Annotated in this window: 13 protein-coding genes; 9 read left to right on the top strand and 4 right to left on the bottom strand. The window is 55.6% G+C overall.

Annotation, left to right across the window (positions count from 1 at the left end):
- The first annotated feature begins 91 nt into the window (after positions 1-91).
- The 5 genes from ABSH60_RS00065 (at position 92) to ABSH60_RS00045 (ending at position 5,236) form a co-directional block, all read left to right on the top strand.
- Positions 92-1,192, top strand: coding sequence for an ATP-binding cassette domain-containing protein (locus ABSH60_RS00065; RefSeq protein WP_390972153.1), 1,101 nt, complete (start codon positions 92-94; stop codon positions 1,190-1,192).
- A gap of 65 nt (positions 1,193-1,257) precedes the next feature.
- On the top strand, positions 1,258-2,538 hold the full coding sequence (locus ABSH60_RS00060; protein WP_390972151.1) for an extracellular solute-binding protein: 1,281 nt from the start codon (positions 1,258-1,260) through the stop codon (positions 2,536-2,538).
- A gap of 8 nt (positions 2,539-2,546) precedes the next feature.
- Positions 2,547-3,458: a carbohydrate ABC transporter permease gene (locus ABSH60_RS00055; RefSeq protein ID WP_056770412.1), complete on the top strand. Its 912-nt coding sequence runs from the start codon at positions 2,547-2,549 to the stop codon at positions 3,456-3,458.
- An 11-nt stretch (positions 3,459-3,469) separates the two neighbouring features.
- Positions 3,470-4,285 (top strand): carbohydrate ABC transporter permease, encoded by an 816-nt coding sequence (locus ABSH60_RS00050; RefSeq protein ID WP_122095627.1) that lies wholly within the window; start codon positions 3,470-3,472, stop codon positions 4,283-4,285.
- 21 nt (positions 4,286-4,306) lie between these two features.
- On the top strand, positions 4,307-5,236 hold the full coding sequence (locus ABSH60_RS00045) for a metallophosphoesterase (protein WP_390972149.1): 930 nt from the start codon (positions 4,307-4,309) through the stop codon (positions 5,234-5,236).
- A gap of 80 nt (positions 5,237-5,316) precedes the next feature.
- Here ABSH60_RS00045 and ABSH60_RS00040 read toward each other — a convergent pair whose 3' ends face one another.
- Positions 5,317-6,309: a 2-hydroxyacid dehydrogenase gene (locus tag ABSH60_RS00040; RefSeq protein WP_056770420.1), complete on the bottom strand. Its 993-nt coding sequence runs from the start codon at positions 6,307-6,309 to the stop codon at positions 5,317-5,319.
- Between the two features lie 236 nt (positions 6,310-6,545).
- Here ABSH60_RS00040 and ABSH60_RS00035 point away from each other — a divergent pair, with 236 nt between their 5' ends.
- From ABSH60_RS00035 to ABSH60_RS00025, 3 genes are read left to right on the top strand one after another with little or no spacing between them, the layout of a single operon-like run.
- Positions 6,546-9,272 (top strand): YdbH family protein, encoded by a 2,727-nt coding sequence (locus ABSH60_RS00035; protein WP_390972146.1) that lies wholly within the window; start codon positions 6,546-6,548, stop codon positions 9,270-9,272.
- Positions 9,269-9,463 carry a YnbE family lipoprotein gene (locus ABSH60_RS00030; RefSeq protein WP_122095252.1) on the top strand — a complete coding sequence of 65 codons (195 nt, stop codon included), beginning with the start codon at positions 9,269-9,271 and terminating at the stop codon, positions 9,461-9,463. Before ABSH60_RS00035 ends, ABSH60_RS00030 begins: the two co-directional genes overlap by 4 nt.
- A gap of 8 nt (positions 9,464-9,471) precedes the next feature.
- Complete coding sequence (locus tag ABSH60_RS00025; RefSeq protein WP_235533375.1) at positions 9,472-9,810, top strand: YdbL family protein; 339 nt, start codon at positions 9,472-9,474, stop codon at positions 9,808-9,810.
- A 138-nt stretch (positions 9,811-9,948) separates the two neighbouring features.
- Here the strand turns inward: ABSH60_RS00025 and ABSH60_RS00020 are convergent, their stop codons facing one another.
- Positions 9,949-10,566, bottom strand: a complete 618-nt coding sequence (locus tag ABSH60_RS00020) for an FMN-dependent NADH-azoreductase (RefSeq protein WP_056770427.1) — start codon at positions 10,564-10,566, stop codon at positions 9,949-9,951.
- 303 nt (positions 10,567-10,869) lie between these two features.
- Here ABSH60_RS00020 and hrpA point away from each other — a divergent pair, with 303 nt between their 5' ends.
- Complete coding sequence (hrpA, locus tag ABSH60_RS00015) at positions 10,870-14,745, top strand: ATP-dependent RNA helicase HrpA (protein WP_390972143.1); 3,876 nt, start codon at positions 10,870-10,872, stop codon at positions 14,743-14,745.
- Positions 14,746-14,832: 87 nt separating this feature from the next.
- On the opposite strand, the gene ABSH60_RS00010 is transcribed toward hrpA, so the two are convergent.
- Complete coding sequence (locus tag ABSH60_RS00010) at positions 14,833-15,705, bottom strand: serine protease (RefSeq protein WP_217203631.1); 873 nt, start codon at positions 15,703-15,705, stop codon at positions 14,833-14,835.
- Positions 15,706-16,050: 345 nt separating this feature from the next.
- Positions 16,051-16,479 (bottom strand): acid resistance repetitive basic protein Asr, encoded by a 429-nt coding sequence (gene asr / locus ABSH60_RS00005; RefSeq protein WP_056770436.1) that lies wholly within the window; start codon positions 16,477-16,479, stop codon positions 16,051-16,053.
- Between the last annotated feature and the right edge of the window lie 180 nt (positions 16,480-16,659).

The following is a 16,659-nucleotide window of genomic DNA, read 5'->3' as shown; positions in this document are numbered from 1 at the left end:
CCGTCTTCCTCCTGTCATCTGCACATCATAAAACCGTCATTTTACCCCGCTAGGTTATGCCCATCCTCGGTCACAGAGATGCATTACGGGCATGAGCTATTTATCACTCCATCACATCCAGAAATCATGGGGAAACAAGGTCGCACTTAACGACATCAGTTTTGATGTGGAAGAGGGCGATTTCATTGCGTTACTGGGGCCGTCGGGCTGCGGTAAATCCACCATGCTGCGCACTATCGCCGGGCTGGAATCTGCTGACAGCGGGACGATTTATTTCCGTCAGGAGGATGTCACCGCACTCTCGCCGTCGCAGCGCAAACTGTCGATGGTCTTTCAGTCCTATGCGCTTTTCCCGCACATGAGCGTGCGCGAAAATCTGCTGTTCGGCCTGCGTGCACGGGGGGAAGACAAGCGCCATTTCGCCGCCCGTCTGGCTGAGGTCGGTAAACTGATGGAGTTGGATCAACTGCTTGACCGGTTGCCGTCGCAGCTTTCCGGCGGACAGCAGCAGCGCGTGGCGCTCGGGCGGGCGGTCATCGCCAATAATAAGCTCTGCCTGATGGATGAACCGCTGTCTAATCTTGACGCCAAACTGCGCCAGAGCATGCGCCGCGAAATCCGTGCGATTCAGAAAAAGCTCGGTCTGACGATGGTTTATGTCACCCATGACCAGACAGAAGCCATGAGCATGGCCGATAAAATCATTCTGCTTAATGACGGCTGCATCGAGCAGCACGACACGCCGGACAACCTCTATAACAACCCGACCAGCATTTTCGCTGCGCAGTTCATTGGTGCGCCGCCGATGAATATCCTGCCGCTGGTGCATCGCGGTGCGCATCATTATCTCGCCAGCATGCCGGTACCGGTGGTGGAACATCCGGACGAGGCGCTCAGTCTCGGGCTGCGGGCTGAAGATATTCAGCTGACCGACGCAGCGCACGCCGGTCTTACCGCGCAGGTCATCAGCCATGAATACATGGGTGCCGACACCCTGGTGGTGTGCGCGCTGGCCGGATACCCGGAGCCGCTGACCGTGAAAGTCGCCGGTATGCGCCGCTTTGCCGAAGGCCAGGCGGTCGGGCTGCAATGGGCAACCGGCGCACAGTATTTTTTCTTCACTGCGGGCGGCAAGCGCTGTTATCGCGCTGAACGTGCCTGTTTACCCTCAGAAAATAAAGTCGCTGTGTAATTTGTACCTTTTGTTTTTATTCATTTTTTGACTTCACAACACGGTTAAATGCCAAAGGGAAAATCATGTCACCTGCTCATCGTTTCTCACGCCTTGCCACTGCATTGTTGTTGATCACCGGCACCTCCGCATTTGCGGCTGATCCGGTTAAATTGCAAATGTATTACCCGATCGCCGTTGGCGGCAAAATCAGCCATACGGTAGATACCCTGGTGGAAGACTTCCAGAAAACTCATCCGGACATCAGCATTCAGCCGGTGTATACCGGCGATTACGCCACCACCGTCACCAAAGCGCTGACCGCGTTTCGCGGTGGCAATGCGCCGCAAATCGCGGTGATCGGTGATATCGAAGCCTATTCCCTGATTGACGCGGGCGCGATCCTGCCGGTCAGCGATCTGGCCAATGACGCCGAGGGCAAAAAGTGGATCGACGGTTTCTATCCGGCGTTTATCCGCCACATTCAGGACAAAGTGTGGAGCATTCCGTTCCAGCGTTCGACCGTGGTGTTGTACTGGAACAAGCAGGCGTTTGAGAAAGCCGGTCTGAACGGCGACACACCACCGGCCAACTGGCAGCAGGTGGTGGATTTCGGCAAGAAACTGGTGATCCGCGACGGTAACGACGTCAAACAGTGGGGCATCGAGATCCCTTCCACGCCAAACGGCTACTGGAACTTCCAGGGGATCGCCGCCACTAACGGCAGCCATCTTGATAACGGCAAAGGCACGGCGGTCACCTTCGACACGCCGGCAAACGTCGAAGCCTTACAGTGGCTGACCGATCTGGCACAGAAAGACGCGGTATCGCCTAAAGGCGCGATTGCCTGGGGTACCACGCCGCAGGACTTTATCGACGGTAAAAGCGCCATGATGGTCACCACCACCGGTAACCTGACAACCGTGCGCGACAACGCGAAATTCCCGTTCGGCGTGGCGATGCTGCCTGAGAAAACCCGGCGCGGCAGCCCGACCGGCGGCGGTAACCTGTACGTCTTCAAAAATACCACGCCGGAACAGCAGAAAGCGGCGATGGCGTTTATCCGCTGGGTCTCCGCGCCTGAACAGGCTGCCCGCTGGAGTATCGCGACCGGTTATGTCGCGACGTCTCCTGCCGCGTGGGAAACACCGGTGATGCAGGAGTACGTGAAAAAAGTGCCACAGGCGCTGGTTGCCCGTGAACAGCTGAAATATTCCCAGCCTGAGCTTTCCACCTACAACAGCGTGCAGATCCAGGAACTGATGAACCATGCGATCGAAGCCGCCGTGACGCAGGCGAAAACCCCGGCAGATGCGCTCAGCTCTGCGCAAAAACAGGCTGACCGTCTGTTGAAACCGTACCAGTAAGGAACGGCATGAGCACTCTGCACGCTGTCGCACCGGCACCCCGCACACGCGGGTTGTCTTTACAGGTTTATGGCTACCTGCTGCTGTTACCGGCACTGGGCTTTTTGCTGATGTTTACCCATTACCCGATGCTGGCAACGCTGTGGGAAAGCGTGTTCAGCGCCGCGCGTAACGGGCATCCGGCGCAGTTTGTCGGGCTGGATAACTACCGCGCCTTGCTTGACGACGATACTTTCCTGTTGTCGCTGCGTAACAACCTGTTGTACGCGGCGATCACCATTCCACTGTCTGTCGTGCTGGCGCTGCTGATGGCGCTGGCGGTTAACCGCCGCCTGCGCGGCAACGCCGTCACCCGCGCGGCCTTCTTCATTCCTTCTTTACTGCCGATGGTGGCGATAGCTAATTTGTGGCTGTTTTTCTACACGCCGCAGCTCGGGTTGCTCAACAAGCTGCTGGCGCTGTTTTCGCTGCCCGCCGTCAACTGGCTCGGGCAGCCGGATACCGCGCTGTACAGCCTGATGGCCGTCTCGGTATGGCGTGAAGCGGGATTCTTCATGATTTTTTATCTCGCTGCGTTGCAGCAAATCGATCCGCGTCTTGCCGAGGCGGCTGAAATCGAAGGGGCGTCGCGGGGCTATTATTTTCGTCGCGTGCAGTGGCCGCTACTGATGCCCACCACGCTGTTTATTTTGATCAACGCCTCGATGAACGCGTTCCGTATTGTCGATCAGGTGATCGCCATGACCAACGGCGGGCCAAACAACAGCACCAGTTTGCTGCTGTTTTACATCTACCGCACCGCCTTCAGTTACTGGGATTTGCCGTATGCCTCGGCGATGACCGTTGTGCTGCTGGTGATCCTGGCGAGCATTGCGCTGATCAAATTTAACCTGATGGATAAAAGAGCACATTATCAGTGAAACCTGATGCACTGCGTCACACCGCGTTCGGCCAGTACGGCCTGAATCTGATCACCTGGCTGGCGGCCTTACTGTGGTTTTTGCCGATTCTGGTGGCAATCTGGGTCGCGCTTCATCCCGCGTCCGAGCAGGGCAGTTTCTCGCTGTTTGCGCCGCTGACGTTGCAGAATTTTATCAACGCCTGGCATGCCGCGCCGTTTGCCCGCTACTTTCTCAATACCACGTTACTGGTACTGATGATTGTGGTCTGCCAGATGGTGCTGGCCACGCTGGCGGCCTACGCGCTGGTGCGGTTCAAAATGAAAGGCGGCGGCCTTATTTTTGCGCTGATTTTATTGCAGCTGATGATAAGCCCCGACGTTCTGATCCTGAATAACTATAAAACCATCAGCGCGCTGGGATTGCGCGACAGCCTGCTGGGGATTGCCTTACCGTATTTCGCCTCGGCGTTTGCCATTTTCATGCTGCGTCAGACCTTCAAAAGCATTCCGCTGGTGCTGGAAGAGGCGGCGATTGTGGAAGGCGCCAGCCGGTTTTACATTCTGCGCAAAATCTACATTCCGCTGGCGAAGCCGATTTATGTGGCGTTTGCGCTGGTGTCGATAAGCTTTCACTGGAACGATTTCCTCTGGCCGCTGGTCATCACGGATTCGGTGAAGGTCCGGCCAATCACCGTGGGCTTGCAGCTTTTCTCCGCGCCGGAACAGGGCGTGCAGTGGGCGCTGATCAGCGCCGCGACGCTGATGACCGTGCTGCCGCTGCTGGTGTTGTTCCTGGTGTTTCAACGTCAGTTCGTTCAATCCTTTATGCGGGCGGGCATCCGTTAATTCGCCCGACAGGAGTTTCTTATGACCGATATTCTCACTTCTCCGTCTTTGTCCCCGGAGCAGGAACTGGCGCTGGGTAAGGTCAGCGCGCTCTATCAGACACCGAAGATGCATGATGCCAGCGTCTCCGGTCAGCGCCTGCGTTTCGGGCTGATTGCCGACCCGCAATATGCCGACGCCGTGACAGAAAAGGATCGTTATTACCGCAACAGCCTGAATAAACTGGCCACCGCGATCACTGAGCTCAATGATCTGAAGCTGGATTTCGTGGTCACGCTGGGCGATCTGGTCGATCGCGACTGGTGCAGTTTCGAACCTGTACTGAACACCTACGCCGCGCTGCGCCATCCGTATGCGGCGCTGATCGGCAACCATGATGCGCAGGTGATTTCACAACATTTGGGCGCGCAGACACCGGCGCTCGGCTTGCCGAAAAGCTACTACGCGTTCACGTTGCCGGGTTACCGCTTTCTGGTGACCGATGGCAACGACGTCAGTCTGTACTGCAATCACGCCAACGGCGACGATCATCAGCTGGCAGAATTCATGCTCGATGAACTGACCGAATGTCAGCAATCGCAGGCGCAGCCGTGGAACGGCGCGGTAGGGCGCAAACAGCTGGCGTGGATCGAAGAACATCTGAAACAGGCGAAAGCGCAGGGCGAAACGGTGCTGGTGTTCGGGCATTACCCGCTGACGCCGGTGAACAGCCATAACCTGTGGAATTGTGAAACGCTGGTGGAACTGCTGTGCCGCTATCAGGTGCGCGCCTTCTTTGCCGGGCACGATCATCGCGGGGGTTACGACCGGATCGAAAACACCGACTTTATCACCCTGAAAGGCATGGTGGATGGCGAAAACCGTTTGCCGTTTGCCAGTGTCACGCTGGACGGTGATGTCCTGACGATCACCGGCTACGGGCCTGAAGTCAGCCGGGTGCTGAGTTTTTAAGGGCAGGTTCTGCCGGATTACCCCAAAAAAAAGGCTCACCGCAGTGAGCCTGATTTCGTACAAACCGTTTCGCGCCGCAGTTACGCTGTCAGCAGATTTGGACAGGCCACGCCTTTCCCCAGCTGATCAATATTCATCAGCGTGGTTTCTGAAATGCTGGTCAGCGCGTCACTGGTCAGGAATGCCTGATGTCCGGTGAACAGCACGTTGTGGCAGGAAGAGAGGCGGCGGAAGACGTCGTCCAGAATGACTTCGTTGGAGTTGTCCTCAAAGAACAGATCGCGTTCGTTTTCGTAAACGTCCATCCCCAGTGCGCCGATTTTCTGCTTTTTCAGCGCATCAATGGCGGCGGTGGCATCAAGCAGTGCGCCACGGCTGGTATTGACGATCATCACGCCATCTTTCATTTTGGCGAAAGATTGCGCATTCAGCAGATGGTGGTTTTCCGGTGTCAGCGGGCAGTGCAGGGAAATCACGTCAGACTCGGCGTACAGGGTGTCCAGATCGACATATTCTGCGCCAAGTTCCAGTGCCAGCGGGCTCGGGAACGGATCGTAGGCCAGAATGCGCATACCGAACCCTTTCAGGATCCGCATGGTCGCCACGCCGATTTTACCGGTGCCGATGATCCCGGCGGTACGCTGATACATGTTAAAACCGATCAGACCTTCCAGTGAGAAGTTGGCTTCACGGGTACGCTGATAGGCGCGGTGAATGTGACGGTTGAGGCACAGCATCATGCCCACCGCATGCTCGGCGACGGCTTCCGGGGAGTAGGCCGGAACGCGCACAACGTCAATGCCCAGTTCCCGGGCGGCGTCCAGATCGACATTGTTAAAGCCCGCACAGCGAAGCGCCAGCGTTTTCACCCCGAGGGTCGCCAGCTCCTGTAACACATCACGCGATCCGTCATCATTCACGAAAATGCACACGGCATCTGCGCCGATAGCGGTTTTCGCCGTTTGCGGGGTCAGCAGAAAATCGAAGAACTCAAGTTCATAGCCATAATGCTGATTCACCAGTTCCAGATATTTCCGGTCATAATTTTTAGTACTGTAGACAGCCACTTTCATGGTGTTTCTCCGCAGTGAGTTTGAATCTGTGGCGATGTTGTTTCCTTATGTTTTCTAAGGAATAAAACGTTTTGGAAACACTTCGCGCAATACGACCAAAGTAACAGAGCGCGGGATGGCAGACAATTTTTCCTGTGCTATTCAGGCTCAGGGTACTGGTTTTTCAACCATCAGTTGTTACGCTAATTATGTTATCTTGCGGGCAGTTACACATTTAGCGAAGAACAAGGCAAGTCATGCGGAACGGACTTAAGAAAAGCGTACAGGTGATCCTGAGTATAGTGGTGATTCTTGTCCTGCTTATTTGGGTGTTATGGAAAACCGTGCCGCGCTGGCTGCCGCCTCTCGCCAGCCACTGGTTGCCCGCGGGAACACAGCTCTCGCTGAACGGTTCCCCGCACTGGTCGGGCGGCAGTCTGCAACTGCCGGGGCTGCGCTATGCCGCCGGTGATTGCGTGCTTGCCAGCGCAAAAGATGCGCGCCTGAGCAAAAAGACCGGGCGCTGGGCGCTGGATCTGGACACCCTCACCGTTGACACCGCCTGCCTGACGAAGCTGCCCGCCAGTGACGGCCAGTCCACCTTATCGCTGGCCGACATCCAGAGTGTGCTTCCCGCAGGGCGGGTCAATATTGCGCATTTCTCTGTCACACCGTGGCAGCGCTATGCGGGGAAATTACAGCTCGATAATACCGGCGGCGTGCAGCACCTTTCCTTTAACGGCGAATCGCTGACGCTGGATGCAATCCTCGACGGCAACCGTACACTGGCGATCCACACCTTCAGCCTGACACCGCCGGGCAGCGATCAGCCCATCACCCTGAGCGGAAAACTGCTGCTTCCCGCCACCTTCGACAGGCTGCCTGAATCCGGTGAACTGCATGCGGAAATGCGCACCGCGCAGGTGCCCAACCCGCTGGATATTCAGCTGAGCTGGCAGGCCACCGAAGGCGTACTGACGCTGACCGAAAAAGGCAGTGACTCGCCACTGGCGAGATTACCGTGGAAGCTCAATGACAAAGAGCTGAACATCACTCAGGGACAATGGCGCTGGCCGTACGCCCTGCAACCGCTGGCGGGCGGCATCAACCTGACGCTCAGCGACTGGACGCAGACCTTTGATCAAACCAACATCACCGCGCGCCTGAACGTGCTGACTCAGGGTCACAATGGCAAAGCCAACGTGGTGCTGACGATGGGGCCGGGCCGTATCGGGCTGCTCGACAGCAATCTTGATTTCCGGCTGACCGGGCAGGCGAATTTGCAGGCGACCTCGCTGAGCGCATCACTGCCTGGCGTGCTCAGTGGATCGGTGCTGAACCCGACGCTGTTATTGCGCAGCGGTTCCCTGTTACGGGCCTGGGGTAAACCTGTGCCTGAACTGACCATTACCGATGCCCGCTGGCCGCTGGCCGGTGTGAAAGTCTCTGCGCAAGGCGTCAGCGGCCCCTTACAGGCGATCCTCAAAGCGCAGCACAGCTACTGGGGCAAGTTTGATTTGCATCTGAACGGAAAATCGCAGGCGTTCTGGCCGGATGCCGGGCAGTGGGATTTCAATTACTGGGGCAACGGGCATCTGCCGCCGCTCAGCGGCCGCTGGGATATGTCCGGAAAAGGCCAGTGGCATGACAACGTGATCCGCATAAACAGCCTGTCGACCGGTTTTGCCCGGCTGCATTACGGCATCGTGGATGTGGATGCACCACGCCTGACGCTGGAACAGCCGTTTGTCTGGCAACGTCCGGTGCCTGAACGTTTCAGGAAACAGTACCCGGATCAGCCTACGGTGTTTAAAGGCGACATCCGGCTGGTGGCGAAGAAAATCGCCTTTACCAACGGCGGTTATCTGCCGCCTGCAACCCTGACGCTGCAACTCAGCGGCGATACTCCCTCGCACTTTACCCTGCGCGGATCGCTTGATGCCAAACCGATCGGCCCGATCCGCCTGTCCGGGCGCTGGGACGGTGAGCGTCTGCGCGGAGAAGGCTGGTGGCCGAAACAACAGCTCACGGCGTTTCAGACGCTGCTGACACCGGATCTCGACATCAAATTACGTGAAGGATCTTTCTACGCGCAGTCGGCATTTTCCGCCGCGCGCGGTCAGGGTTTCATTGCGGGCGGTCACTGGGTGGTGAAAAACGGCGGCATGTGGCTGAAAGACGGCGACCTGAGCGGGCTGGATTTCAGCCTGCCGTATCGCCTGCAGGATGCGGTCTGGCAGCTGGGCGTCAGACAGCCGGTGATGCTGCGCATCGGCGAAATCAATAACCTGATCACGATGAATAATATTACGGCGGATTTGCAGGGCCATTATCCGTGGAGTGAAGACAAACCGCTGACGCTCTCCAATCTCGGTGTGGACGCGCTGCGCGGGCACCTGAGTTTGTCGGCGCTGCGTATGCCGCAACACGATGCGGCCGTGCTCAAACTGGAAAAAATCAGTCTCAGTGAGTTATTCACCGCCCTGAAACCCAAACAGCTGGCGATGTCGGGAATGATTTACGGAGAGTTACCGCTGTATGTGGACAATCCCAAATGGATTATTCACAACGGCTGGATAAAAAATGATGGCGGCCTGACCCTGCGTCTCGATCAGCAATTTGCCGATGCGATGGCCAGCGGCAACTTCGCCAATGGTATGGTGATTGGCCTGCTGCGATATATGGAAATCAGCCGGTCAGAGGCGCAGGTCAGCCTCGATAATCTCGGTGAAATGACGATGGCAGCAAAAATCGACGGCGTGAATTATACCGACACGACGCACGGCGGTGAAAAAGAGAAACGGGAAGTCGTGCTCAATTACACCCATCAGGAAAATATCTATCAGCTGTGGCGCAGTTTGCGCTTTGGCGACAATCTTCAGGAATGGCTGCAACAGCAGGTTTCCTTACCCGCGAATGCGCTGTCGAAAAGCCCCGCAGACGCCGGGCAGAAAAAGGATCAATCAGTGAGGAAGGTACAATGAAACAGCGACTTGTCGGCCCGTGCGTGGTGCTGGGCGTTATGATGCTCAGCGGCTGCGTTCCCCGCATCGAACTGGCTGCGCCAAAAGAGCCGATCACCATCAATATGAACGTCAAGATTGAGCATGAGATCCACATCAAAGTGGATAAAGACGTCGAAAATCTGCTTAAAAACCAGAACGATCTGTTTTAGGAGCCGATATGCCCAGGGCATTTATCAAAAGATTCAGCCTTATGCTGCTGACCAGCGGATTACTGCTGTGCAGTCAGGCGTTCGCGTTAACACTCAGCGAAGCGAAACAGCAAGGTCTGGTGGGGGAAACGCTTTCCGGCTATCTGGCGCCGGTCAGAGACGATCAGGAAAGTATCGCCTTCGCGACGCGCATCAACGACGCCCGCAAACAGCAGTATCAGCAAGTCGCGCAGGATAATCAGGTCACCACCGACGATGTCGCCAAACTGGCCGGGCAAAAACTGGTCGCCAGAGCCGGAAAGGGCGAATGGGTGCGCGGCATCAACGGGAAGTGGTTGCAGAAGTAAAAACAGACGTATTCATTCATGGGGCAGGGAAATAAAAAAGCGCGCTATTAAGCGCGCAAGAGGGTTTTCACAACAACATCAGAGCGGGTTTTCAGACACAGATTTTAAAGAGAGTAGCCCGCGCCCTGATTGTGAAAATTAAGCAGCAGCCAGTTCTTTGATCGCGGCGTCGATGGCGGCTTTCGCATCAGTCTGCGCTTTGGTCGCCACTTCAGGGCCGTATGCGATGCCTTCCGCGTAAACGAATTCTACGTCGCTCATGCCCAGGAAGCCCAGGAACAGAGACAGGTAAGGGGCAACCAGGTCGCTCGGGGTGTCTTTATGGATGCCACCACGGCTGGTCAGAACGATAACGCGTTTGCCTTTCACCAGGCCTTCAGGGCCTTTCTCGGTGTATTTGAACGTCACGCCCGCACGCGCTACCAGGTCGAAATAGGTTTTCAGCTGTGTAGGAATGTTGAAGTTGTACATAGGTGCAGCGATAACGATCACGTCGTGCGCCTGCAGTTCGTCGATCAGGGTGTTGGACAGCGCCAGTGCTTCTTCCTGACGTGGTGACAGCGGAGCATCGGAAGGACGCAGCGCGCCAACCAGTTCACCGTCGAGTACCGGGATCGGGTCCGCAGCCAGGTCACGTACGGTCACGGTAGAACCGCTGTTCGCAGCCTGATACTGTGCAACAAGATAATCAGCCAGTTGGTTTGACTGAGAGAAGTTAGCCAGAATGCTTGATTTCAGGACGAGTACTTTGCTCATTAGAGAGTTCCTTAACTGTGTGATACATAGGGTGCAGGTTTTTATAACCAGAACGTACCCGGAATGGAACTTACTTTATTCAGAAAGCTTATGCAGTGATAGCGCAATATTTAGAGATCTATCATCAGTTTTTTTGAATAAATCAGAAACCGAACATTCCTCGCCCGATTTTCAGCATGTTCAACACCTTGTGCTAACATAGCGCCAGGCAGGTAAGGCGTGACCCTTCCTCATCACCCATTCAGATTCAGTTGACGGCATCTCTGATCCCCGTCAGCAGACATGTAACAAGGAATTCCGAACGTGAAATCACCGCTCGCGGCACTATCAGCGCAGTTAGACGGGCTGATGCTACGTGACCGGCAACGCCTGCAACGTCGTTTGCAGGGTGCCAACAAGATCAACAAGCCTGAAGCCCTTGAGGCATTAAGTGCTGAAATCCAAAACGCAATCACTGAGAGCCTGAAAAAAGTCAGCTCCCGCGAAGCATCACGACCAAAAATCAGCTATCCGCAAAATCTGCCGGTCAGTCAGAAGAAAGACGATATCTTTAACGCCATTCGCGACCATCAGGTGGTGATCGTTGCCGGGGAAACCGGTTCCGGTAAAACCACGCAGATCCCAAAAATCTGCATGGAGCTTGGCCGCGGGATAAAAGGCGTGATCGGCCACACCCAGCCGCGACGTCTGGCGGCGCGTACGGTGGCGAACCGTATTGCCGATGAGCTGGACACCACGCTTGGCAACACGGTCGGCTATAAAGTCCGCTTTACCGATCAGGTCGGTGACAACACGCTGGTCAAACTGATGACGGACGGTATTCTGCTGGCCGAAATCCAGCAGGATCGCATGCTGATGCAATACGACACGCTGATCATCGATGAAGCGCATGAGCGCAGCCTGAACATCGATTTCATTCTCGGTTATCTGCGTCAGTTGTTGCCCAAACGCCCGGATCTGAAAGTCATCATTACCTCGGCCACCATCGATCCGCAGCGCTTCTCGCGTCATTTTAATAACGCGCCGATCATTGAAGTGTCTGGCCGAACCTATCCGGTTGACGTGCGTTACCGGCCGATTGTCGATGACGCTGACGATGTGGACCGCGATCAGTTGCAGGCGATTTTTGACGCCGTCGATGAGCTTGGCCGCGAAAGCATGGGCGACATCCTTATTTTCATGAGCGGTGAGCGTGAAATCCGTGATACCGCCGATGCGCTGAACCGGCTGGATTTACCGCATACCGAGATTTTGCCGCTGTATGCGCGGCTGTCGAACAGCGAGCAGAACCGCGTATTCCAGTCGCACACGGGCCGGCGCATCGTGCTGGCAACCAACGTCGCCGAAACCTCGCTGACCGTGCCCGGCATCAAGTATGTGATTGACCCCGGCACTGCGCGTATCAGCCGCTACAGTTTCCGCACCAAAGTGCAGCGCCTGCCGATTGAACCCGTTTCACAGGCCTCCGCCAACCAGCGTAAAGGCCGCTGTGGCCGTGTCTCGGAAGGGATTTGCATACGTCTCTATTCTGAGATGGATTTCCTGTCGCGCCCTGAATTTACCGACCCCGAAATTCTGCGCACTAATCTGGCGTCCGTTATTTTACAAATGACCTCGCTCGGGCTGGGCGATATCGCCGCATTCCCGTTTGTCGAAGCGCCGGATAAGCGCAATATTCAGGACGGCGTGCGTCTGCTGGAAGAGCTGAACGCCATCAATAATGCCGTCGATGGCCGTTACACCCTGACCCCGCTCGGTCGACAGCTGGCGCAGTTGCCGGTGGATCCGCGTCTGGCGCGCATGGTGCTGGAAGCGCAGAAAAACGGCTGCGTGCGCGAAGTGATGATCATCACCTCGGCGCTGTCGATTCAGGATCCGCGTGAGCGCCCGATGGACAAACAGCAGGCGTCCGATGAGAAACATCGCCGTTTTGCCGATAAAGACTCTGATTTCCAGGCGTTCGTCAATTTGTGGGATCACCTGAAAGTGCAGCAAAAAGAGCTGACCTCGGCGCAGTTCCGTAAGCTGTGCCGCAGCGATTTTCTGAACTATTTGCGCGTTCGCGAGTGGCAGGACATCTACACCCAGCTGCGTCAGGTGGTGAAAGAGCTCGGGCTGCCGGTGAACAGCGAACCGGCAGAGTATCGCGAAATCCACTGCTCGCTGCTGACCGGTTTGCTGTCGCATATCGGCCAGAAAGATGTGGATAAACAAGAGTATACCGGTGCGCGCAACGCCCGCTTTGCGGTGTTCCCTGGTTCCGGTTTGTTCAAGAAGCCGCCAAAATGGGTGATGGTCGCCGAACTGGTGGAAACCAGCCGCCTGTGGGGGCGCATTGCTGCACGTATCGAACCGGAATGGATCGAGCCGCTGGCGAAGCATCTGGCGAAGAGCAGTTACAGCGAACCGCACTGGGAAAAAGCCCAGGGCGCGGTGATGGCGACGGAGAAAGTGACGCTGTACGGCCTGCCGATTGTTGCGGCGCGCAGCGTCAATTACGGCACCATCGATCCCGTGGTGTCGCGCGAACTGTTCATCCGCCATGCCCTGGTGGAAGGCGACTGGCAGACGCGTCACGCGTTCTTCCGCGCCAACCTGCGTCTGCGTTCTGAGGTCGAAGAGCTGGAACACAAATCCCGCCGCCGCGATATTCTGGTCGATGAAGAGACGCTGTTCCTGTTCTACGAGCAGCGTATTGGCATGGAAGTGGTTTCAGGGAGGCATTTTGATACCTGGTGGAAAACACAGCCGCAGGACAGCCTCAACTTCGAAAAAAGCATGCTGATCAAAGAGGGCGCAGGCAATATCAGCGCCCATGATTACCCGAACTTCTGGCATCAGGGCAACATCAAACTGCGCGTCACTTATCAGTTTGAGCCGGGCACCGATGCCGACGGGGTCACGGTGCATATCCCGCTGCCGCTGCTTAATCAGGTCAGCGAACAGGGCTTTGACTGGCAGATCCCCGGCATTCGCCGGGAGCTTATCATGGCACTGATCAAGTCGTTGCCGAAGCCGTTACGCCGTAACTTTGTTCCCGCGCCAAACTACGCGGATGCCCTGATGGGGCGCATCAAACCTTTCGAGATGCCGCTGCTGGATGCGATGGAAAAAGAGCTGCGCAAGATGAGCGGAGTGACGTTGTCACGTGACGACTGGCAGCTGGATCAGGTGCCCGATCATCTTAAGATGACGTTCCGCATTGTTGATGACAAAAACAAAACACTGCGTGAAAGCAAAGACCTGACGGCGCTGAAAGCCGGCCTGAAAGAGCAGGTGCAGCAGACACTTTCCGCCGTCGCCGACGACGGTATCGAACAGCGTGACTTGCATGTCTGGAGTTTTGGCACGCTGCCCGAGCGTTACGAACAGAAGCGCGGCGGGTATGAGGTGAAAGCCTACCCGGCGATTGTTGATGAAAAAGACAGTATCGCCATCCGTTTATTTGACAGCGAACTGGAACAGCAACAGGCAATGTGGGGCGGAATGCGCCGCCTGCTGTTGCTGAATATTCCTTCACCCATCAAATATCTGCACGATAAGTTGCCGAATAAAGCCAAGCTGGGGCTGTATTTCAACCCGTACGGCAAAGTGCTGGATCTGATCGACGACTGCATTTCCTGCGGCATCGACAAGCTGATTGCTGAGTCCGGCGGGCTGGTGTGGCGCGAAGAGGATTTCGCCAAATTACACGAGCACGTTCGCGCTAACCTGAATGAAGCCGTGGTGCAGATTGCCATTCAGGTCGAGCAGATCCTGACGACTGTTTTCAACATCAATAAACGGCTGAAAGGACGTATTGATATCAGCCTGGCGCTGGCGCTTTCAGATATCAAAGCGCAGATGTCCGGCCTGATTTACCGTGGTTTCGTGACGCAAAACGGCTGGAAACGTCTGCCGGATACCCTGCGTTATCTCAATGCTATCGAGCGCCGGATGGACAAACTGGCGATGGATCCGCACCGTGACCGGGCGCAGATGCTGAAAGTCGAGAGTATTGAGAAACAGTGGCAGCAGTGGCTGAATAAATTGCCGCCGGTACGCCAGCAGAGTGAAGACGTGAAGGAAGTGCGCTGGATGATAGAGGAACTGCGCGTCAGCTATTTTGCGCAGCAACTCGGTACACCGTATCCGATCTCAGATAAACGGATTTTGCAGACCATGGAGCAGCTGGTGTAATTCATTTTCGTGTGCAATAAAAAGCCGCCGGTTGTCTGTTGAACAACCGGCGGCTTTTTTATTTCCGCAGAGCGTCTGGCGTCTGGCTTAAGGCGCTGGCGTTGTGCTCGCGCTGATCACCCCGGAAGAGAGCGTGCTCAGGGCATCGCGGATGGCGGGAACGGCCAGTGCGCGGTTATCGGCGAGATAGCGGTCCTGCGCGGCGGGCGCCGAGCTTTGGATCGCCACCAGTGACCAGCCGTCGGCATTTTTTATCAATAACGGCGAACCGCTGTCACCCGGAAGCGTGTCACAGCGGTGCGACAACACGCCTGGCTGCGCCCATCCGGTGACCTGACAATCCTGATGGACGTACAAATCATCCAGATGATCTTCCGGATACCCTGCCTGCGTCACTTTCCGGCCTTCCTGTTTAAGGAGGGCGGTCAGATCGTCGCGCGATCCACTCCATAACGGCAGGGGTTTGATCGGCAACGCCAGCTTCTCGTCAGTCAGGCGGATCAACGCAAAATCAAAAGGTGCCGCTTTCGGTGGCACAATCCAGCCTTCGCCATCGGCTTTGAGTTTCTTACCCAGTTTAGGATCCACCAGCGTTTGCAACGCGGTGATCTGATAACGCCATTTCTGATTATGGGAAATAAAACGCAGGGCGACGACTTTATCGATGTTGCCCGGAGGCGCGAGAACGCAATGGCCGGCGGTCAACACCAGGTGTTTTGAAATCAGGGTCGCGGTACATAAATTACCGCTGGCGGTTTCTATCTGTCCGATAGCCTGCCAGGGCCAGTGCGACGAGGCAGCCACAGGCTGGCGCTGGTCATGACCAAAGAACAGGGCAGTTTTTTCTTTAACAGAGATAGCAGGTGCGTCATCGTCTGCATCATCCGGGGAGTCTGCATGGACAAGGGAACTGGCGGTAAAACAGAAAAAGCACAAAAACAGCGGTAACGCGATGCGCATAACATTCTGACCTTGAAAACAGGGAGAACCCAAGAACCCGTTATTATTGAACGATTATAGACGGTTATCATTGATGGTGGCTATTTTTGTATGATAATTCAATCTTTTGAGCAGATAACGAGCGTCATCTTCGCGGGTATAAACACTTCAGAAGTAGAAGAACAAGGTGATCAGACCGCAGAGGATCAGAGAGCACAGGGTGATTTCGAACAGGTAGCGGCGCAGCATCTTCCATCAGTACCTCAAGATAGAAACCGGAGAAAAAAACACCCGGCGAACCGGGTGTTAACTCTTCAGTCTTGATAATGGTGAGTGGATACGCTCACAAAGACTTCTTAGTACATCTTATGCAGCTGGTGTTGCTTTTGCAGCAGGAGCCGCTTTCTTAGCATGTTTTACGTGTTTTTTAGCAGCCTGCGCTTTCTGAGCAACCGGCGCTGCTTTTTTAGCGTGTTTCACGTGTTTCTTAGCAGCCTGCGCTTTCTGAGCAACTGGCGCTGCTTTCTTAGCGTGTTTCACGTGTTTTTTAGCGGCCTGCGCTTTCTGAGCCACTGGTGCTGCTTTCTTAGCGTGTTTTTTGTGTTTTTTAGCAGCCTGCGCTTTCTGGGCTACTTTCTTGTGAGTTTTGTGTTTAGCAACGTGCTTGGTAGCAGGTGCCGGAGCTGCTGTTGTAGTTGAAGCAGCAGGTGCAGGTGTTGCTGTAGTTTCAGCAGCAAAAGCGACAGAAGACAGACCCATTGCAGCGGCAACAACCAGAGCTAATACTTTTTTCATCTTTAATTCCTCAGAATTTTTGTTTAAGTGTCCACCCCACTGCGGGGCCGGTGAAAGAATAATAGGCGTAAGGGATCATGTTGTCCGTGAGTGATTGGTATCGGCGTGTAACGGAATGTACAGAGGGGCTGATTAATAAAATCAAGGAGTTAGTGGGGGCGGTGGGGGTTTTAGGTTAAG

Source organism: Rahnella sp. R3(2024) (assembly GCF_042920125.1).
In the GTDB taxonomy this organism is placed as follows: domain Bacteria; phylum Pseudomonadota; class Gammaproteobacteria; order Enterobacterales; family Enterobacteriaceae; genus Rahnella; species Rahnella rivi.
Note: the sequence above shows the minus strand (reverse complement) of the source record. Positions and strands in the feature narration are given on the sequence as shown.